This window comes from Streptomyces sp. NPDC051776 (assembly GCF_040681345.1).
Taxonomy (GTDB): Bacteria; Actinomycetota; Actinomycetes; order Streptomycetales; family Streptomycetaceae; genus Streptomyces.
Genome location: NZ_JBFAYQ010000009.1, coordinates 15,843 through 33,813, shown reverse-complemented (window position 1 = coordinate 33,813; position 17,971 = coordinate 15,843). Strand labels below are relative to the sequence as shown.

Annotated in this window: 19 protein-coding genes; 6 read left to right on the top strand and 13 right to left on the bottom strand. The window is 70.1% G+C overall.

Annotated elements, in window-relative coordinates:
* The first annotated feature begins 493 nt into the window (after positions 1–493).
* Positions 494–775 (top strand): hypothetical protein, encoded by a 282-nt coding sequence (locus tag AB0M26_RS09935; RefSeq protein ID WP_365257396.1) that lies wholly within the window; start codon positions 494–496, stop codon positions 773–775.
* Positions 772–1,170: a PIN domain-containing protein gene (locus tag AB0M26_RS09930; RefSeq protein ID WP_365257393.1), complete on the top strand. Its 399-nt coding sequence runs from the start codon at positions 772–774 to the stop codon at positions 1,168–1,170. The genes AB0M26_RS09935 and AB0M26_RS09930 overlap by 4 nt, the downstream gene beginning before the upstream one ends.
* Before the next feature lie 1,609 nt (positions 1,171–2,779).
* On the opposite strand, the gene AB0M26_RS09925 is transcribed toward AB0M26_RS09930, so the two are convergent.
* Positions 2,780–4,117 (bottom strand): TRAM domain-containing protein, encoded by a 1,338-nt coding sequence (locus AB0M26_RS09925; protein ID WP_365257390.1) that lies wholly within the window; start codon positions 4,115–4,117, stop codon positions 2,780–2,782.
* Between the two features lie 217 nt (positions 4,118–4,334).
* Complete coding sequence (locus tag AB0M26_RS09920; protein ID WP_365257388.1) at positions 4,335–6,476, bottom strand: APC family permease; 2,142 nt, start codon at positions 6,474–6,476, stop codon at positions 4,335–4,337.
* Positions 6,477–6,661: 185 nt separating this feature from the next.
* Between AB0M26_RS09920 and AB0M26_RS09915 the strand changes: the two genes are divergently transcribed.
* Together AB0M26_RS09915 and AB0M26_RS09910 are read left to right on the top strand one after the other, a co-directional pair.
* Positions 6,662–7,330: a TrkA family potassium uptake protein gene (locus tag AB0M26_RS09915; protein WP_365257385.1), complete on the top strand. Its 669-nt coding sequence runs from the start codon at positions 6,662–6,664 to the stop codon at positions 7,328–7,330.
* A complete protein-coding gene (locus AB0M26_RS09910) occupies positions 7,327–7,998 on the top strand; it encodes a TrkA family potassium uptake protein (protein ID WP_360852162.1) in 672 nt (223 codons plus the stop codon). Before AB0M26_RS09915 ends, AB0M26_RS09910 begins: the two co-directional genes overlap by 4 nt.
* 172 nt (positions 7,999–8,170) lie before the next feature.
* Here AB0M26_RS09910 and AB0M26_RS09905 read toward each other — a convergent pair whose 3' ends face one another.
* The 5 genes from AB0M26_RS09905 to AB0M26_RS09885 all read right to left on the bottom strand — a co-directional run bounded on the left by AB0M26_RS09905 (position 8,171) and on the right by AB0M26_RS09885 (position 11,403).
* Complete coding sequence (locus AB0M26_RS09905) at positions 8,171–8,953, bottom strand: DUF3159 domain-containing protein (RefSeq protein WP_365257381.1); 783 nt, start codon at positions 8,951–8,953, stop codon at positions 8,171–8,173.
* A gap of 3 nt (positions 8,954–8,956) precedes the next feature.
* A complete protein-coding gene (locus AB0M26_RS09900; protein ID WP_360852168.1) occupies positions 8,957–9,355 on the bottom strand; it encodes an OB-fold nucleic acid binding domain-containing protein in 399 nt (132 codons plus the stop codon).
* Positions 9,356–9,516: 161 nt separating this feature from the next.
* Positions 9,517–10,347: a DUF3710 domain-containing protein gene (locus AB0M26_RS09895; protein WP_365257378.1), complete on the bottom strand. Its 831-nt coding sequence runs from the start codon at positions 10,345–10,347 to the stop codon at positions 9,517–9,519.
* The gene (dut, locus tag AB0M26_RS09890) at positions 10,307–10,822 is read right to left on the bottom strand and encodes a dUTP diphosphatase (RefSeq protein WP_365257375.1); all 516 of its coding nucleotides are present in this window, start codon (positions 10,820–10,822) and stop codon (positions 10,307–10,309) included. Before dut ends, AB0M26_RS09895 begins: the two co-directional genes overlap by 41 nt.
* Entirely contained in the window at positions 10,819–11,403 is a 585-nt protein-coding gene (locus AB0M26_RS09885; protein WP_365257373.1) for a PaaI family thioesterase, read from the bottom strand. Before AB0M26_RS09885 ends, dut begins: the two co-directional genes overlap by 4 nt.
* 59 nt (positions 11,404–11,462) lie before the next feature.
* Here AB0M26_RS09885 and AB0M26_RS09880 point away from each other — a divergent pair, with 59 nt between their 5' ends.
* The gene (locus AB0M26_RS09880) at positions 11,463–11,906 is read left to right on the top strand and encodes a DUF3093 domain-containing protein (RefSeq protein WP_365257370.1); all 444 of its coding nucleotides are present in this window, start codon (positions 11,463–11,465) and stop codon (positions 11,904–11,906) included.
* 49 nt (positions 11,907–11,955) lie between these two features.
* Here AB0M26_RS09880 and AB0M26_RS09875 read toward each other — a convergent pair whose 3' ends face one another.
* From AB0M26_RS09875 to AB0M26_RS09860, 4 genes are all read right to left on the bottom strand, one after another.
* Positions 11,956–12,654: a hypothetical protein gene (locus AB0M26_RS09875; RefSeq protein ID WP_365257367.1), complete on the bottom strand. Its 699-nt coding sequence runs from the start codon at positions 12,652–12,654 to the stop codon at positions 11,956–11,958.
* A 126-nt stretch (positions 12,655–12,780) separates the two neighbouring features.
* Entirely contained in the window at positions 12,781–13,080 is a 300-nt protein-coding gene (locus tag AB0M26_RS09870; protein ID WP_360852194.1) for a DUF4193 domain-containing protein, read from the bottom strand.
* Between the two features lie 391 nt (positions 13,081–13,471).
* Positions 13,472–14,713, bottom strand: coding sequence for a HAMP domain-containing sensor histidine kinase (locus AB0M26_RS09865; RefSeq protein WP_365257364.1), 1,242 nt, complete (start codon positions 14,711–14,713; stop codon positions 13,472–13,474).
* Between the two features lie 4 nt (positions 14,714–14,717).
* On the bottom strand, positions 14,718–15,371 hold the full coding sequence (locus AB0M26_RS09860; RefSeq protein WP_365257361.1) for a response regulator transcription factor: 654 nt from the start codon (positions 15,369–15,371) through the stop codon (positions 14,718–14,720).
* A gap of 296 nt (positions 15,372–15,667) precedes the next feature.
* Here AB0M26_RS09860 and AB0M26_RS09855 point away from each other — a divergent pair, with 296 nt between their 5' ends.
* On the top strand, positions 15,668–15,841 hold the full coding sequence (locus AB0M26_RS09855; RefSeq protein ID WP_365257358.1) for a hypothetical protein: 174 nt from the start codon (positions 15,668–15,670) through the stop codon (positions 15,839–15,841).
* Positions 15,842–15,994: 153 nt separating this feature from the next.
* Here AB0M26_RS09855 and AB0M26_RS09850 read toward each other — a convergent pair whose 3' ends face one another.
* Positions 15,995–16,795, bottom strand: coding sequence for an inositol monophosphatase family protein (locus AB0M26_RS09850; RefSeq protein ID WP_365257355.1), 801 nt, complete (start codon positions 16,793–16,795; stop codon positions 15,995–15,997).
* Complete coding sequence (locus AB0M26_RS09845) at positions 16,792–17,943, bottom strand: ferrochelatase (RefSeq protein WP_365257352.1); 1,152 nt, start codon at positions 17,941–17,943, stop codon at positions 16,792–16,794. Before AB0M26_RS09845 ends, AB0M26_RS09850 begins: the two co-directional genes overlap by 4 nt.
* Between the last annotated feature and the right edge of the window lie 28 nt (positions 17,944–17,971).

The following is a 17,971-nucleotide window of genomic DNA, read 5'->3' as shown; positions in this document are numbered from 1 at the left end:
CCTCGGCGATCCCCGCCGTCAACAGTGTCTTTCCGATCTTCCCTCGCTCAGTAGCGTGTTCCATATCCTGGTGAACAGCTCGTCGGTGAGGCCTCGCGGTTGCGCAGCACGCGCCGCCGGGCTTACCACATCCCGCTCACTGGCGCGTCCGCGTCGGCCGAAGATTGGGGCAATGCTGCGGGGCCTGACACTGGACAGCATCCTGTGAATACTGCCCGTAGCGCACCATGCATAATGCGCACGCATAGATCCGCAGGTCAGGCGCCCTTCGCGGCGGGCTCGAGGATCGCCACGCACTCCACGTGGTGCGTCATCGGAATGATGTGAATCAACAACATGTGGAAGGAACTCGCAGGTCAGCGGCGCGTCAGCAGCAAAATCGGGCCTTATGTCGATGTGCACTGCGTGCGCTATGGGCGCTACGTGCGATCTCTCGACGCACGCCCCAACCGAGATGGTCGCGGTATGGCATTAGAAATGCTATACTCGCGTCATGGCTGACGACGACTTCGTCCCCGGCGACGGCCCCAGCAGCGGGATCTCCGTCTCCCTCACCGCCGGCACCCTGCAGGCCATTCGTGAACGGGTCGGCAAGCGCGGTGTATCCGCGTACCTGGAGAAGGCCGCACAACGTCAGATCGAGCGCGACAACCTGGACGAGCTGATCGCCGACTTCGACGAGGCCAACGGTCCGGCCGATCCGGAGGCCGTGGCCGCCAAGCGGGCAAAGCTCACCGCAACCGCCCCCGCTTCCGATGCCGGGGCTGCCGCGTGAGCGGCGCCCTCGTCCTCGACAGCGAGGGTCTGGCCAAGGGCGTCCAGCGCGACCGCGAGGTCCACGAGTGGCTTACCGCTGCCCGCGACGCCGACCTGCCCGTCGTCACCTCCGCCGCGGTGCTCGTCGAGGCAATCCACCCCAGGATCAACGACGCCGCACTGAAGTGGACGCTGTCCCGGCTGCGGGTCGAGCCGGTCACCCAGGCCATCGCCCAGTCCGCCGCCACCCTGCTGCGTGCCGCCGGGCTACACGGCCACAAGTACGCCATCGACGCCATGCTCTGCGCCACTGCCCTCGCTCACCCTGGCCGCGTCACGATCCTGACCGCGGACGTCGAGGACATCGCCATGCTCACCAATGACCATGCCCGGATCGCGACCGAGAAGGTCTGACCTCGTCTGAGCACGTTGGATTCCCGCATCCGAATCTGGAACGGTGGACCGCCTCGCCCACGGTGCAGTGCCTTTTCGCCGACTGCTCGCTCGGCCGCCCTCTCTATCAGCGCCCCCACGCCCAACTGCCGCGTCTACTGATCGTCGACCGACCACGCCCTCAGCGTCTCGTGGAGCGCCCTGTTCTGCTGGAGTGCGACCGATCGCCGGCTGAACTCCCGTCGCTGCTGTCGAGCGTGATCTCCCGCAAGGGTGTTCTCTCGGGTAAGACGCTTCTGGTCGTCCTCCATCTGCTTCCGTGCCTTCGCACGCGACGCGTCAGTCTCGGATTCGACAGCCTCCGAAGGCCCGTCCCAACCTTCGACTACGTCCCGCCCCCGCCGCGTAGCGCACAACCTCGGGTTCTCTCCAGCCCTCCCCAGCGCCTGGCCGTAGCCACGCCCGCTGCGTGACCGGCTGCTCCGACAACGCATGCGACTTGAGCGCCGGAGAAGACTGGCTTGCTCAAGAGGACACGGCACGGCAAGCAACTCGCGAAGGCGAAGTGGAGCAGGTTTGGGCCGGTTCCGGATTCGGCGCCAGACCGGCCATGCCGACCGGCCCGACGTTGCGATCACCGGTACGAGAATGGCTGGCTGCCGCCCAACCTGCTCGCACTGTCGTCGAGTTGGCCGCCATGGGTTGTCAGCGCCGGTCGCTATCGTCGAATGCCGAGCCGAGGAACGCCTGAACTCCACCCGCGGGGCACCGACTGCCCCCTTCGCCGATTAAGGATTGCCCGTGACCTACGTGCGCCCCCATTACCGCCGCGATGGCACCTACGTCAAAGGCCACAATCGCCGCAACCGACCCCGCGCCGCGCAGCCTTCTGCGGCAACCCGACGTACCACTCCTGCAACGCGGCCCCGCCCAGCCTCCACCGGGCCGACAGCCTATGTCCGTCCCTACTACCGTTCGGACGGCACCCGTGTACGCGGGCACCGCCGGCCCATCAGCCCTCGCGCTCTCGGCGTGGCAGCGGGCACGGGAGGAGGCGGTCTCCTGCTGTTCCTGTTACTGCTGGCCCTGTCGAGCGGGCCTGCAACAGGAAACAAAGCACCGGCTGGTACGAGGCCGTCGCACTCGGCGTCGGTCTCGACGACGCACCACCCATAGGCCACGGCCTACACAGCAGGCCCCTCGAAGCTGACGGGGCGCCCTGCTGCGACAGTCGTGCCAACTCGGCCACCGTGCGTACGATCTTGCTGCTGTCACGGGGCGCTCGTACTAGAGCCCATCATGATCCTTCCCGACGCCCCACCGACTCCGCCTCAGCGCCGAAACTACCCAGCCCGCCGAAGCCCAGCGGCGACGACCTCAAGCCGTTCCTCGACCACTGGAGCCCCTACGGCCCCCGCGCCTACTGAGCCCCAAAGTGGGCCACAACCCGCGGATTTTCACCAAGAGGTAGTAAAAAGGAGCTCCGACAGGCCGCACCCGACGCACCGCCACCTGTGCGAACGACCACCTGGCGCCCCATCAGAACGTGCGTCTCATGCGTGGTTCATGCGTCAAGATATCGCCCGTAACGCCCACAGCGCACATAATGCACACCCAACGAAACAGCAGGTCAGGCGCCCTTCGCGGCAGGCTCGAGGATCGCCACGCACTCCACGTGGTGCGTCATCGGGAACAGGTCGAACGCCCGCAGTTTGCGCGGGGTGTAGCCCGCCGCCGCGAAGTACGCCAAGTCGCGGGCCAGCGCCGCCGGGTCGCAGGCCACGTAGGCGATGCGGCGCGGGCCCAGGCCCGCGAGGTGCGTGACGGTCTGCTTGCCCGCGCCCGCGCGGGGCGGGTCCAGGACGATCAGGTCGGCTTCGGTGATGCCCGTACGCGGCAGGACCTGCTCGACCTTGCCGTGTTCGATACGGACCCGTTCCAGGTCCTCCAGGTTGTGCCGGGCGTCCTCCGCGGCACGCCTGCCGGACTCGATGCCCAGCACCGCGCCCTTCTCGCCCACACGTTCGGCCAGCGCCCCCGCGAAGAGCCCCACCCCGCAGTACAGATCGAGCGCCATCTCGCCCTTGCGCGGCATCAGCCCCTGCATCACCGCTTCGACGAGCAGTTCCGCAGCCCTCGGGTGGACCTGCCAGAAGCCGCCCGAACCGACGCGCCACGTACGGCCGATGGCGCGTTCGCGGACGAAGGGGCGCCCGTGGACGCGGTGCACGCCCCCGGTCTTCTCGTCGACGCGCATGACGGAGACGGGCCGGTCCAGGTCGACGATCGGCAGCCGCCCGCCCGGCCGTGGCGTAAGGATCACCTGGCGGTCGTGCGAGCCGGTGGCCGCGATGGCCTCGACAGCCTCGATCTGCGGCCATTCCCGCTTCTCAACGCCCAGCTCGTTGACGCCCGGCCCCGCGATGAGGCAGTGGTCGACCGGCTGCACTTCGTGCGAGCGGTGCTTGCGCAGCCCGGCTCGGCCGTCGGCGTCCACCGCGTACTGCACACGCGTGCGCCAGGCCGGGACCTCGCCCTTGGCGACCTTGTCGCCCGGCGCCGGCTCGACCGTTCCGTCCCAGCCCGCCTCCTGCGGGGTGAGTCCGGCCAGACGGCTCAACTGCTCGGTGATGACCGCGACTTTGAGGCGGCGCTGCGCACCGGGGGCCGCGTGCTGCCAGTCGCAGCCGCCGCACTTCCCCGGTCCCGCGAACGGGCACGGGGCCTCCACCCGGTCCGGTGACGCCAGAAGCACCTCGACGGCGTCCGCGCGCAGAAAGCGCGAGTCCTCCCGGCCCTCGGTGACGCGGGCGACGACACGCTCGCCAGGGAGGGTGTGCCGGACGAACAGCACCTGCCCCTCCGGGGTGCGGGCGATGCAGTGCCCGCCGTGGGCGACGGGCCCGACCTCGACCTCGTACTCCTCGCCGACCAGTGAGGGGGCGGCGGCGGGGGAATCTGTGGACACGGGGGAGGCGCTCCTGTGCGGGTGGTGGCGTGCAGTGGACGTGACACGGGCGGTGCGGTTCAAGGGCCGGTCATGGACCGCGGCCGCCGTGAACAGCAGCCGTCCAGTGTACGTGCGTCCGGCGGGGCGGGGCCTGCCGCCCCTCGGCCTCCGGCCCGACAGATCCCGTCACCGTCACGGCGGCACCACCTGCCCGTGGCGGCCCCGCAGTGCGGTGCTACTCCCCCGTGGCGGTCCCGCCGTTCGCAGTCCTCCCGCCGTTCGCGGTGTTTTCGCCGTTCGCGGTCTTTCCGCCCTGGGCAGTCTTCCCGCCGTTCGCCGCCTTGTCGCGCTGCGCCGGGGGTCCCACCGGGCCGCGCCGCACCGAACCCGGCGCGTTCCATGCCTCGCGCCTGCGGGCGCGCTGCTTCGCAAGCTCCGAGGACTCCAGCTGGTACGGCACCGAGGTCACCATCACGCCGGGTGTGAACAGCAGCCGTCCCTTCAGCCGCAGGGCGCTCTGGTTGTGCAGCAGATGCTCGTACCAGCGGCCGACCACGTACTCCGGGATGTAGACGCTGACAGCGTCCCGCGGACTCTCGCGCCGCAGCCGCTTCACGTAGTCGATCACGGGCCGGGTGATCTCGCGGTAGGGCGAGTCGAGGACCTTCAGCGGTACGTCGATCCCGCGCCGCTCCCACTCCTCGTGGAGTGCCTTGGTCTCGGCCGGGTCCACGTTGATCGTCAGCGCCTCGAGGCTGCCCGAGCGCATCAGCTTGGCGTAGGCCAGCGCCCGCAGGGTCGGCCGGTGCACCTTGGAGACGAGGACGATGGAGTGCACGCGGGAAGGGCGTACCGCCTCGTCGCCGGGCTCGTCGGGCGCGGAGATCTCCTCGGCCACCCGGTCGTAGTGGCGCCGGATGGCCGTCATCGTCACGTAGAAGATGACCATGCCGAGCAGGGCGACCCACGCGCCGTGGGTGAACTTGGTGACCAGTACGACCACCAGCACCAGGCCCGTGAAGAAGGCGCCGAACGTATTGATCGCGCGGGAGCGGATCATGTGGCGGCGCTTGGCGGGGTCGGTCTCGGTCAGCAGGTGCCGGTTCCAGTGCCGGACCATGCCCGTCTGACTGAGCGTGAAGGACACGAACACACCGACGATGTAGAGCTGGATCAGCCGGGTCGAGTCCGCTCCGTAGATCCACACCAGCAGTACGGCGGCGCCCGCCAGCAGCACGATGCCGTTGGAGAAAGCGAGCCGGTCGCCGCGGGTGTGGAGCTGGCGCGGCAGGTAGCGGTCCTGAGCGAGGATCGAGCCGAGGAGCGGGAAGCCGTTGTACGCGGTGTTGGCCGCGAGGAACAGCACCAGCGCGGTGGCCGCGGCGAGCAGGATGAAGAAGAACGTCCCGTCGCCGAAGACCGCGGCGGCGACCTGCGAGATCACGGGGTTCTGGACGTAGCCGGAGCCGACGGGCGAGCCGTTGTTCAGCAGGTCGTGCGCCGGGTTCTCGGCCATCTTGACGTCGGTGGCCATGGCCAGCCCGATGATGCCGCAGAACATGGTGACGGCGAGACCGCCCATGAGCAGCAGCGTGGTGGCCGCGTTGCGGCTCTTGGGCTTGCGGAAGGCCGGGACGCCATTGCTGATCGCCTCGACGCCGGTGAGCGCCGCACAACCGGAGGAGAAGGCGCGCAGCAGCAGGAAGATGAGGGCGAAGCCGGCAATGCCGGTGTGCTCGGCCTTGATCTCGAAACCTGCGGTGGGGGCGTTCATGTCGTCGCCGAGGACGAGGGAGCGGTACGCGCCCCAGGCGATCATGATGAAGACACCCGCCACGAATATGTAGGTGGGGATCGCGAAGAGCTTGCCCGATTCCTTGACCCCGCGCAGGTTCATCAGGGTCAGCAGCACGATCATGCCGATCGCGCAGAAGACCTTGTGCTCGACGAAGAACGGGATGGCCGAGCCGAGGTTCTCCACGCCCGAGGAGATCGACACGGCGACGGTGAGGACGTAGTCGACCAGCAGTGCGCTGGCGACGGTCAGACCTGCCCTGGGCCCGAGGTTGGTGGTGGCGACCTCGTAGTCGCCGCCGCCGCTCGGGTACGCGTGCACGTTCTGCCGGTACGAGGCGACGACCGTGAACATCAGCACGACGACCGCGACGGCGATCCACGGACTGAAGCTGTACGCCGACACTCCCGCGACGGAGAGCACGAGCAGGACTTCGCCGGGCGCGTACGCCACGGACGACAGCGGGTCGGATGCGAAGACGGGCAGTGCGATCCGCTTCGGAAGGAGCGTCTCCCCCAGTTGCGTGCTCCGCAGGGCCCTGCCGATGAGAATCCGCTTGGGCAGGTCGGTCAGTTTGGACACGCAGAGGATCGTAAGCCGTCGTTCCCTCCGGAGCCCAGCCGCCCATGGGCGCACTTGCGGGGTTCGCGGGTAGCGTTACCGGCGACGGCACCGGAGATGAGTTGCCGCCACCCGGGACGCGGAAGGATGATGGACGGTGTTTGCGCAGGTCACAGCACTAACGGAAGGTGCAGGGTAGAGGCCTCATGCACATCGTGATCATGGGTTGCGGCCGGGTGGGCTCCGCTTTGGCGCAGACACTTGAGCAGCAGGGGCACACGGTCGCGGTCGTCGACCAGGACCCCACGGCCTTCCGTCGACTCGGCTCGGGATTCGGCGGGCGCCGGGTCACAGGCGTCGGCTTCGACCAGGACACCCTGCGCGAAGCGGGGATCGAGGAGGCCGGCGCGTTCGCCGCGGTCAGCAGCGGCGACAACTCCAACATCATCGCCGCCCGCGTGGCCCGCGAGATGTTCGGAGTGGAGAACGTGGCGGCGCGTATCTACGATCCGCGCCGCGCCGAGGTCTACCAGCGCCTCGGCATCCCGACCGTCGCCACCGTGCGGTGGACCGCCGACCAGATGTTGCGGCGGTTGCTGCCGTCCGGCGCCGAGCCGCTGTGGCGCGACCCGAGCGGCGCGGTGCAGCTCGCCGAGGTGCACGCCTCCCCGGCCTGGGTCGGCGAGAAGGTCAGCAAGCTGCAGGAGGAGACGGGCGTACGCGTTGCCTTCCTCACCCGGCTGGGCGAGGCAATGCTGCCGACGTCGCAGACGGTCCTGCAGGAGGGCGACCTCGTGCACGTGATGATGCGCGCGGACGAGGTCGAAAAGGTCGAGGCCGCGTTCGCCGAGGGCCCCGAGGAGGCGCAGGGATGAGGGTCGCCATTGCGGGCGCGGGTGCCGTGGGGCGCTCGATCGCCGGCGAGCTGCTGGAGAACGGGCACGAGGTGCTGCTGATCGACAAGGCGCCGACCGCCATCTCGGTCGAGCGTGTGCCACAGGCCGAGTGGCTGCTGGCCGACGCCTGCGAGATCACCTCGCTGGACGAGGCAGCGCTGCAGCGCTGCAACGTGGTCATCGCGGCCACCGGCGACGACAAGGTCAACCTGGTCGTCTCGCTGCTGGCCAAGACGGAGTACGGCGTACCGCGCGTGGTGGCCCGGGTGAACAACCCCAAGAACGAGTGGCTGTTCAACGAGTCCTGGGGAGTCGACGTCGCCGTGTCGACGCCGCGCCTGATGTCGGCGCTGGTGGAGGAGGCGGTGAGCGTCGGAGACCTCGTACGCCTGCTGCGGTTCAGCCACGGCGACGCGAACCTGGTCGAGCTGACGCTCCCACCGGAGTCGGCACTGGCCGGGACACGCGTCGGTGACGTGGACTGGCCCGAGGATACCTCGCTCGTCACGATCATCCGCGGCAACCGAGTACTCACGCCCAACCGGGAGGACTCGCTGGAGGCCGGGGACGAGCTGCTGTTCGTCGCCGCCCAGGCGCGGGAGGAGCAGCTGGAGGACCTGCTGTCGGTGCGGCAGGAAGTCCAGTAGCGGCCGCTCGGCCAGGAGTTGCGGGAAGGGCCCGGGGACCGAGGTCCCCGGGCCCTTCCGCCCTCTGTTGCCCTGTGCTCTCTGCCCTGTGCTCTCTGCCCTGCCTCCGTCCTCCGGAGGGTTGGGCGCCTTCGCCGGGCGTCACCGACGGGCAGCCGCTGCGCCGCGGCGGTCAGTCGGTCGCGGGTGCGCCGGAACGCTCCTGCTGCAACCGCTCCTTCTCCGCCCGCTGCGCTTCCTCCTCGGCGTTCTCCTTCGCCTCCATCTCGGCGAAGACGTCGATCGGCGGTGGCGCCTTGGCGAGGAAGATCCAGGTCAGATAGACGGCAAGCAGGAACGGCGGGATCTTGAGCGCGACGAGCACCCAGCCGAACTTGGTCGCGTCCGCCCACAGGTAGAGCGGGAAGAGGATCGCGGACTTGCCCAGGAGGATCAGGCCCCAGGCCCAGCTCGCCTTGGTGTAGGCCCTCTTGCGCCCAGGGTTCCGCTTGCGCCAGGACATGTTCTCCTTGAACACCGGCCCGAGGATCAGGCCGAGCAGCGGGACGCCCGCGATCGCGGTCGCGATGTAGGCCACCCCGAGCCCCAGCGTGTAGAACATGCCGGGCAGGTAGAAGTCCTTGGCGTTGCCCGTCATCATCGCGAAGACGACACCGAAGGCGACCCCGAAGACACCGCTGAACGCGTGCTTCACGGTGCCCCTCTGGACGAGCCGCGCGACGCCGAGCAGCACGGCGAGCACGAGGGCGGCGATCGCCGAGAGGTGAATGTCCTTGTTCACCGTGTAGATGGCGACGAAGACCAGGCCGGGCACGGTGGTTTCCACCAGCCCGCGCACGCCGCCGAACGCCTCGAAAAGGGCCGCCTCCGTGGCGGCCCTGCTTTCGTGGCCGGGCGCACCGTCCTCGGCGGACCGGGCGTCGCGCTGGGGTGGCTGCTTGTCCGGAGTGGTCACCGGCTACTCCTGTCCGAGCGGTCGGAGTTCGTACTTCGGGTTGAAGAGCACCCGGCGGCCGTGGCTCATGGAGATCCGGCCCGATGCGATGAGCTTGCGGCCCGGCTCGATGCCCACGATGGAGCGCCGGCCGAGCCAGACGACGTCGAGTGCGGCCGAACCGTCGAACAGCTCGGCCTCCAGTGCGGGCACACCGGCCCGCGGTCGCAGCGTGACCGTCCGCAGGGTGCCGGTGACCTTCACGATCTGACGGTCGCCGCAGTCGGAGATCCGCGTGCACCCCGCGGCTTCCGCGGCCTGCTGCAGCTCGTCGGCGTGCAGCTCCTCCTCGCTGGAGGACAGCCGGTCGAGCATGCGCCGGAACCGCCCTGCCGGCTTCTGGGAACGGGGGACAGCACTCATACGGGAAGCGTACCGGGGCGGAGCCCGCCGGATGCCTGCGCGCCGTACCGCCCATCCCTGCGGGCGACTTCCCATCCCCCGCGCGACGACCGACAAACGCCGGTGGGCCGTACGCCCCGCCGGGGCGTACGGCCCACCGGATGGACCGGATGAAGCCGCCGTCAGCGCACCTCGGAGATCTCCGGGCCGCGCTGCAGCCGGTCCACACCGCCCGCGAACCGCGAGCCTTCGACCTGGTCCTGCTGCACGCCCTCGGGCACCATCTGGGCGTCCTCCGGCAGCTTGAGCACGATCGGGTCGCGCGGGGCCATCGGCCCCTCGCCGCGCACCACGACCGTGTCCTTGAAGATCTGCTCCAGCAGCCCCGCGGCCTGCGGCTGCACGGCACCCTGCCCGGAGATCACACCGCGCAGGAACCAGCGCGGCCCGTCGATCCCGATGAAGCGCACCAACTGCACACCGTTCGTGCCGTCCGGCAGCTGTACGGGAACCTGCGCGCGCAGCTCCCAGCCGAGCGGGCCCTCGACCTCGTCGACGACACCGCCCTGCTGGGTGATGCCGCCCGCGATCTCGCCGCGGACCTCGCTCCAGATGCCTTCCCGCTTGGGTGCCGCGAAGGCCTGGAGCTGTACCGCGCTGTCCCTGAGCACCACGGTCGCGGCGACGATGGAGTCACCGGCGACCTCGACCCGCAGCTCCATGCCCTCGACCCCGGGCACGAGGATCCCTCCCAGGTCCACGCGCCCCTCACCGGGGTTGCGAACCTCGGAGACGTCCCACGGGCCCTCGGGCCGGGGGGCGGGCGGCAGGCTCACCCGGCGGTGCTCACCGGTGTCCTGGGCGGCGTCGTCCGGCTCGAACTCGTCCGAGCCGACGCCGTCGGCCCGCCGGTCGGCTGCGCCTGCGACACGCTCCGTGTCTGCGCGTTCCTTGCGACGACGTCCGAACACGTCACTGTCCTTCCCGGTCGGCAACGACCGCTGCGTAATCATTTCCCCCGGCGGAGCCGCCCACAGCGGCATGACCGCCGGTGGACCCGAAGCCCCCGTCGGCCCTCGCGGAGCCGGGAAGCTCCGCCACCTCGTGGAAGCGCACCTTCTCGACCTGCTGGACGACCAGTTGGGCAACCCGGTCGAACCGCTCGAACCGTACGGTCTCCCGCGGGTCCAGATTGACCACGATCACCTTGATCTCTCCACGGTACCCGGCATCGACCGTCCCGGGGGCATTCACCAGGGCTACGCCGCAGCGGGCGGCCAGTCCGGAGCGCGGATGCACGAAGGCCGCGTAGCCGTCGGGGAGGGCGATCGAGACCCCGGTGGGCAGCACGGCCCGCTCCCCCGGGGCAAGCTCGGCCGGCTCGGTGGTCACGAGATCGGCGCCGGCGTCGCCGGGGTGGCCGTAGGCGGGCAGCGGGACCTCGGGGTCCACCCGCCGGATCAGCACGTCGACCGGGGCACGGCTCACGGGTTCACCTCGAAGGCGCGGGCGACCTTCACCTGGTCCGGATCGGAGAGTGCCGCCTGAATGTCCTGGTCGCGCCCGTGCTCGATGAAGTGGTCCACCTTGACCTCTATGAAGAGCGCGTCGGCGCGCACCGCGACGGGACCGTCGGGGCCGCCGATGCGGCCGACCGCCGAGGAGTAGATCTTGCGGCCGTGCACGGCGGTCACCCGGGCGTCCAGATGCAGCACGGTGTCGACCGGCACGGGCCGCACGAAGTCGGTCTCCAGCCGCCCGGTCACCGCGATCACCCGCAGCAGCCAGTTCAGCGATCCGAGGGTCTCGTCCAGGGCTGTGGCCAGGACGCCGCCGTGGGCCAGGCCGGGTGCGCCCTGGTGGGCGGGCCTGACGGTGAACTCGGCGGTGACGCTGACGCCCTCGCCCGCACGGGCCTCCAGGTGCAGGCCGTGCGGCTGGTCCCCGCCGCAGCCGAAGCACTGGTCGTAGTGAGACCCGAGGAGCTCACCGGGCGCGGGCGCCTCGGGGTGCCGCTGCGGCGGGGTGGCGCCCGCCGGCGGCTTCAGCGATACAGATGGTGCACTCACGAGTGCTGACCCTACCCGCGCGGGCGGACAGTCGGTGAGGGCGTGCCAAGCTTGTGCGCATGCAGTCCTACGAAGAACGCCTGACCGCGCCCCGGTCGTGGTGGCTCGTCGCCGTGCTCGCCGGGCTCGCGCTGGCGTTGGTCCTGGTCCCCTTCGGCCCACTGCCGATGCTGGGCGGGCTGGCCGGCGGCGTGGCGCTGGCGGCGGTGGCGGTCAGTTCGTACGGCTCGGCGCGGATCCGCGTGGTGGCGGGGTCACTGGTCGCGGGGGACGCGCGCATCCCGGTCGAGGCGCTGGGGGCCACCGAGGTGCTGGACGCCGAGGAGGCGGCCGCCTGGCGTACGTACAAGGCCGATCCCCGGGCGTATCTGCTGCTGCGCAGCTACATCCCCACCGCTCTGCGGGTGGAGGTCGTCGACCCGGCCGACCCGACGCCGTATCTGTATCTGTCGACCAGGGACCCGGAGGGTCTGGCGGCGGCGCTGCGGACCGTGCGCGCCTGAGGGCGCGGATCCCCCGCCCGTACGGGACCGGTGCGGAACCGGGGGCCGGTCAGTCGTCGGACGGTTTCGGGGGGTCCTGCAGGGCCTTCGGGCCGCCCGGCTCCTCGAGCTCGAACTTTTCGTAGGGACCGTGCGCGGGAGGCAGCGCCTCCCAGGGGACCTGGCGCTTGCGCAGATCGGCCCGGATCTTCTCGGCGAGTTTCCTGGTCTCCCGCCGGTTCATCATGGCGCCGACCGTGGCGCCGATCATGAACGGCATGAGGTTGGGCAGGTTGCGTACGGTGCGCTTGAGGACGCGCTGACGGAGTTCCCGCCGCATCTGGACCCCGAGGGCCGCGTTGATGGTCATGGGCCTGGAGACGTCGATACCTCGTTCGTCGGCCCAGGAGCCCAGATAGGCGGTGCCGCGTTCGGCGAAGGTGCCGGGCGGTCGGATGCCGTAGACCTCGTGCAGCTCGGCGATGAGCTTCAGCTCGATCGAGGCCACACCGACGATCTCGGCGGCGAGCTCGGCGGGAAGCGCCGGCGGCACGGGCATCATCGCGGCCGCGCCGACACTGGCGCCGACGGCCGCGGATCCCTTGGCGGCTCCGGCCACCAGCCGGTCCGCCAGCTCCTCGGGGCCGAGGCCCGGGAACTGGCGGCGGAGTGCGGCGATGTCGCGCACCGGGATGCGCGGCGCTGTCTCGACGATCCGGTCGACGATCACCGAGAGACCGTGGCGTGCGCCTCGTCGGCCGCGTGTCACGCCACGGCCCGCCGCATGGGCGAGCGAGGCCGCCCGCCCCCGCTCGACGCGTGCATCCGGATGAGACCGCCACCGCCCGAAGGTTCCCCCGCGGGGCGGCGTGGAGCCGGTCACGGCCGCCGGTTCTCAGGCCGCGCAGTCGCGGCAGATCGGCTGGCCGTTCTTCTCCGCGGCGAGCTGGCTGCGGTGGTGGACGAGGAAGCAGCTCATGCAGGTGAACTCGTCGGCCTGGCGGGGCAGCACGCGCACGGACAGTTCCTCGTTGGAGAGGTCCGCACCGGGCAGCTCCAGGCCTTCGGCCTGCTCGAACTCGTCGACGTCGACGGTCGAGGTCGACTTGTCGTTCCGCCGGGCCTTCAGTTCCTCGATGCTGTCCTCGTTGAGATCGTCATCGGTCTTGCGTGGGGTGTCGTAGTCCGTTGCCATGTCGCTCTCCCCCTCTGGGTGTCTGCGGTGTCTCCAGCGCACGTAACGCGTGAGAGGCCGGACTTGTGCCCGACCCGAGGCGGAGATTTTGCCTCACATCAAGGTCTGTTACTCAATCGACACCCAACCGCACCCCTGAAGAGGTGATCGGCTTGGATGGCGATCGGGACCGTACACGGTCCTGTTGTCGCACTACACAGGGCCTCCCCGTGTACTTCCCGTGATCAGGACGTTGGGAAACCCGGATTTTCCCGGCTTTCGCCACCCCTTGTGATCACACTGTGTAGATGGCCGAAAAATCGTCCATGTGATCGATCACACATCGTCCAGCATGGAGATTTCCGAGGATAACTCGGAAAATTCCCCTCAAAGCGAACACCTCCTCGAACGCTCACACCGGCAGGGTGACGCGCATCACGAGTCCCCCGCCCTCGCGCGGCTCCGCCGTGATGGAGCCGCCGTGGGCCCGCGCGACCGACCTGGCGATCGACAGCCCGAGACCCACACCCTTGTCGCTTCCGGTCCGCTCCGACCGGAGTCTGCGGAACGGTTCGAAAATGTTGTCCAGCTCGTACGCCGGCACCACGGGCCCCGTGTTCGAGACCACCAGCAGCGCCTGACCCGGCAGTGCCTCGGTGGTGACCTCGACCCAGCCTCCGGAGTGGTTGTAGCGGACGGCATTCTGTACCAGATTCAGCGCGATCCGCTCAAGTAGCACTCCATTGCCCTGTACGACGGCGGGCTCGCGCACACCGCGCAGCGCCACGTCCTGCGCCTCGGCCTCCCCCCGGATCTGCTCCACCGCACGAGAGGCGACCTCGGCGAGATCCACCGGCTTGCGTTCCACGATCTCGTTGTCGCTCCTGGCGAGCAGCAGCAGGCCCTCGACGAGCTGCTCGCTGCGCTCGTTGGTGGCCAGCAGCGTCTTGCCGAGCTGGACCAGCTCCGGGGACGCCCCGGGGTCGGAGAGCTGGACCTCCAGCAGCGTGCGGTTGATGGCCAGCGGGGTGCGCAACTCGTGCGAGGCGTTGGCCACGAAGCGGCGCTGGGCGTCGAAGGCCCGGGCGAGGCGGCCGAGCATCTCGTCGAAGGTGTCGGCCAGCTCCTTCAACTCGTCGTCGGGGCCGTCCAGTTCGATCCGCCGGGACAGGTCGGTGGCCGCCACCTGGCGGGCCGTACGGGTGATCCGGCCGAGCGGGGAGAGCACGCGGCCGGCCATCGCGTAGCCGAAGGCGAAGGCGACGACGCTGAGGCCGAGAAGGGCCAGCAGCGAGCGCCGGAGCAGGTTGTCCAGCGCCAGTTCCTTCTGGTGGTCCATGCAGGAGTCGAGGACGACGTTGGCCTGGTCGGCCGACATCCCCTCCTTGAGGCCCGGGCAGGTGTTGCTGGTCAGGGCCACCTTGCTCCCCGGAAGCAGCTTGAAGAGCGGCTCGTTGCCGACGTTGAGCGCCTGCGCCGCGAGCAGATAGATGATCGAAAGCAGCAGGATGCCCGCGATCAGGAACATGCCGCCGTAGAGCAGGGTGAGCCGTATCCGGATGGTGGGCCGCAGCCAGGGGAAGGGGCGCGAGGGCTGCGCCGGGTCCCAAGTGGGCTTCGGGGGAGCTGCCAGGGGTGCGGGCGTCTGGGCCATGACGTCAGATCCGGTAGCCGGAGCCGGGGATGGTGACGATCACAGCCGGCTCACCGAGCTTGCGGCGCAGCGTCATGACGGTGACCCGGACGACGTTGGTGAAGGGGTCGGTGTTCTCGTCCCAGGCCTTCTCGAGAAGCTGCTCGGCCGACACCACCGTTCCCTCACTGCGCATCAGCACCTCCAGCACCGCGAACTCCTTGGGTGCGAGCTGCACCTCCTTGCCGTCCCGGAACACTTCGCGCCGGTTCGGGTCCAGCTTGATCCCCGCGCGTTCGAGCACGGGCGGGAGCGCGACGGTCGTACGGCGCCCCAGCGCGCGGACGCGCGCGGTCAGCTCGGTGAACGCGAAGGGCTTGGGGAGGTAGTCGTCGGCGCCGATCTCCAGGCCCTCCACGCGGTCGCTGACGTCACCCGAGGCGGTGAGCATCAGGACGCGGGTGGGCAGACCCAGTTCCACGATGCGGCGGCAGACGTCGTCGCCGTGGACGAGCGGGAGGTCGCGGTCGAGCACGATCACGTCGTAGTCGTTGACCTCGACGCGCTCCAGGGCGGCCGCGCCGTCGTAGACGACGTCCACGGCCATGGCCTCCCGGCGCAGTCCTGTGGCCACCGCATCGGCGAGCAGTTGCTCGTCCTCGACGACGAGTACGCGCACGGGGTTCGTCCTTCCCTACGGGCCTGTGGTCAGGCCGGATACCGGTTTCCGGGCTTCTCCATCCTGCCTCGAAGCCCCTTAAACCGGCGGTAAGGGGTGCGAGCGGAGTGAGAAATTCGGATTCCCCGCTTTTTTGAGGTTTCTCTGAGGTGGAGGAGGGGGAGGACGAGGGCACATCCGAGATCACGGCCCGTGCGCGGCTTGGCGCATCCTGCTGTCCCCCGCAGGATCCGGGCGCGTGGTCACCCGCCGTCGGCACATCCCCCGTGCCACCGACCCACGACGAGGGGGCGCACATGGACGCGTTCACCGCAGGACTGCTGCAGCGCATACGAACCACGGAGTCCGACCTCATGCGCGCTCGCGAGACGGGCGACGACTTCCTCGCCGAGGTGGAGCAGGGAGAGCTGGACGACCTGCACCGCCTGGCCGCCGAGCACGGTGTGGAGGTCGGCGCCCTGAGCTCCTGACGAGCCCCGGCCCTTCCGGAGGCGCCCCGGCACCGAACAGGTGCCGGGGCGCCTCCGCGTTTGCGCAGGCCCTCCGCGTTTGCGCAGGGGCTCCGCGTTTGCGCAGGGGCTTCACGGCTGCACACAGGCCTCCGCACACGGCCGCGTGACCGTTCAGTCGTGCCAGGCCCCCAGCTCGTCGAGCATCCGCTGCAGCGGCTCGAAGAGCCCGGGCGAGGCGGCGACGGCCAGTTCCGTCGACAGGGGCACGCCGGGCCGTCCGCCGGTACGTGCGCCGGCCTCGCGGGCGATCAGCTCACCCGCGGCGTAGTCCCATGGGTTGAGCCCGCGTTCGTAGTAGCCGTCCAGACGGCCGCAGGCCACGTCGCACAGGTCGATCGCCGCGGATCCGCCGCGGCGGATGTCCCGGACTTCGGGCAGCATGCGGCGCACCACTTCCGCCTGGCCGAGCTTGCGCTCGACGACATAGCCGAAGCCCGTGCCGATGAGGGCCTGGTCCAGTGGCGGCGACGGCCGGCTCCGCAGGGGCCGGTCCCCGAGTCGGGCTCCTTCACCCGAAGCGGCCGAGAAGGTCTCGCAGCGACTGGGGATCTCCACGACGCCGACGACCGTCTCGCCGTCGATCTCCGCGGCGATGCTGACGGCCCAGGCGGGCAGCCCGTAGAGGTAGTTGACGGTGCCGTCGATGGGGTCGATGACCCAGCGCACCCCGCTGCTGCCCTCGGTGCTCGCGCCCTCCTCTCCCAGGAAGCCGTCGTCGGGGCGCGCCTCGGAGAGACAGCCGATGATCAGTTTCTCGGACGCGATGTCCATCTCGGTGACCACGTCGATGGCGCTGGTCTTGGTCGCGGCGACACCGAGGTCGGCCGGGCGGCTCTTGCTCAGCAGGGCGCCCGCCCGGCGAGCGGCCTCGAGGGCGAGGTCCAGGAGTTCGTTCTTCAGCCGGTCGGTCACAGTGCTCCCTGCTCCTGCGGTCGGGGGTACGGGCTGTCGCCGCCCGCGGCGGCGGGCCGCGGGTCACGCGCGGGGCAGCAGCCCACGGGGCAGAGGTCGTGGCTCGGGCCGAGCCCGCCCAGCGCGCAGCGCTCGACCACGCGGCCCTGCTCCACTGCCGCGCGCTCCAGGACGAGATCGCGGATCCCTGCCGCGAAGCGCGGATCGGCTCCGACTGTCGCGGCGCGCGTGACCGGCAGCCCCAGCTCCCGTGCCTTCGCGACGGCCTCGGTGTCGAGGTCGTACTTGACCTCCATGTGGTCGGACACGAAGCCGATGGGCACCATCACCGCCGCATGGGCCCCGGCATCGTGCAGTGCCCCGAGATGGTCGCAGATGTCCGGTTCCAGCCACGGGATGTGGGGGGCACCGCTGCGCGACTGGTAGACGAGCTGCCAGGGGTGCTCGGTCCCGGTGGCCTCGTGAACCGCCGCGGCGATCTGCCGGGCCACGTCCAGGTGCTGGGCGACGTACGCACCACCCCTGCCGTGGGCGTCGAGGGGGCCCGAGGTGTCGGCGGAGGACGTCGGGATGGAGTGCGTGGTGAACGCCAGACGGGCGCCGCCGCGGACGTTCGCGGGCAGCTCGTCGAGGGCCGCCAGCGTCGCGTCGACCATCGGGCGGACGAATCCGGGGTGGTTGAAGTAGTGGCGCAGCTTGTCCACGCGGGGCAGCGGCAGCCCCTCCTTCTCCACGGCCGCCAGCGCGTCCGCGAGGTTCTCCCGGTACTGCCGGCAGCCCGAGTACGAGGCGTAGGCGCTCGTGGCGAGGACGAGGATCCGCCGCCTGCCGTCGACCACCATCTCGCGCAGCGTGTCCGTCAGATACGGCGCCCAGTTGCGGTTGCCCCAATAGACGGGCAGGTCGACGCCGTGGTCGGCGAAGTCCTTGCGCAGGGCGTGCAGCAGTCCGCGGTTCTGGGCGTTGATCGGGCTCACGCCGCCGAAGAGGAAGTAGTGCTGCCCCACCTGCGCGAGGCGCTCGCGCGGGATGCCGCGGCCACGGGTGACGTTCTCCAGGAACGGGACCACGTCGCCCTCCCCCTCGGGGCCGCCGAAGGAGAGGAGCAGCAGCGCGTCGTACGGGGCGTGGGCCGGTTGCTCGGGCATGCCCTCGATCCTGCCACCCTCGCGGGGG

Coding starts and splice junctions, on each gene's coding strand:
- AB0M26_RS09935 (WP_365257396.1), top strand. CDS start 494: ATGGCTGACGACGACTTCGTCCCCGGCGACGGCCCCAGCAGCGGGATC.
- AB0M26_RS09915 (WP_365257385.1), top strand. CDS start 6,662: ATGCACATCGTGATCATGGGTTGCGGCCGGGTGGGCTCCGCTTTGGCG.
- AB0M26_RS09910 (WP_360852162.1), top strand. CDS start 7,327: ATGAGGGTCGCCATTGCGGGCGCGGGTGCCGTGGGGCGCTCGATCGCC.
- AB0M26_RS09900 (WP_360852168.1), bottom strand. CDS start 9,355: ATGAGTGCTGTCCCCCGTTCCCAGAAGCCGGCAGGGCGGTTCCGGCGC.
- AB0M26_RS09895 (WP_365257378.1), bottom strand. CDS start 10,347: ATGATTACGCAGCGGTCGTTGCCGACCGGGAAGGACAGTGACGTGTTC.
- AB0M26_RS09880 (WP_365257370.1), top strand. CDS start 11,463: ATGCAGTCCTACGAAGAACGCCTGACCGCGCCCCGGTCGTGGTGGCTC.
- AB0M26_RS09870 (WP_360852194.1), bottom strand. CDS start 13,080: ATGGCAACGGACTACGACACCCCACGCAAGACCGATGACGATCTCAAC.
- AB0M26_RS09865 (WP_365257364.1), bottom strand. CDS start 14,713: ATGGCCCAGACGCCCGCACCCCTGGCAGCTCCCCCGAAGCCCACTTGG.
- AB0M26_RS09855 (WP_365257358.1), top strand. CDS start 15,668: ATGGACGCGTTCACCGCAGGACTGCTGCAGCGCATACGAACCACGGAG.
- AB0M26_RS09845 (WP_365257352.1), bottom strand. CDS start 17,943: ATGCCCGAGCAACCGGCCCACGCCCCGTACGACGCGCTGCTGCTCCTC.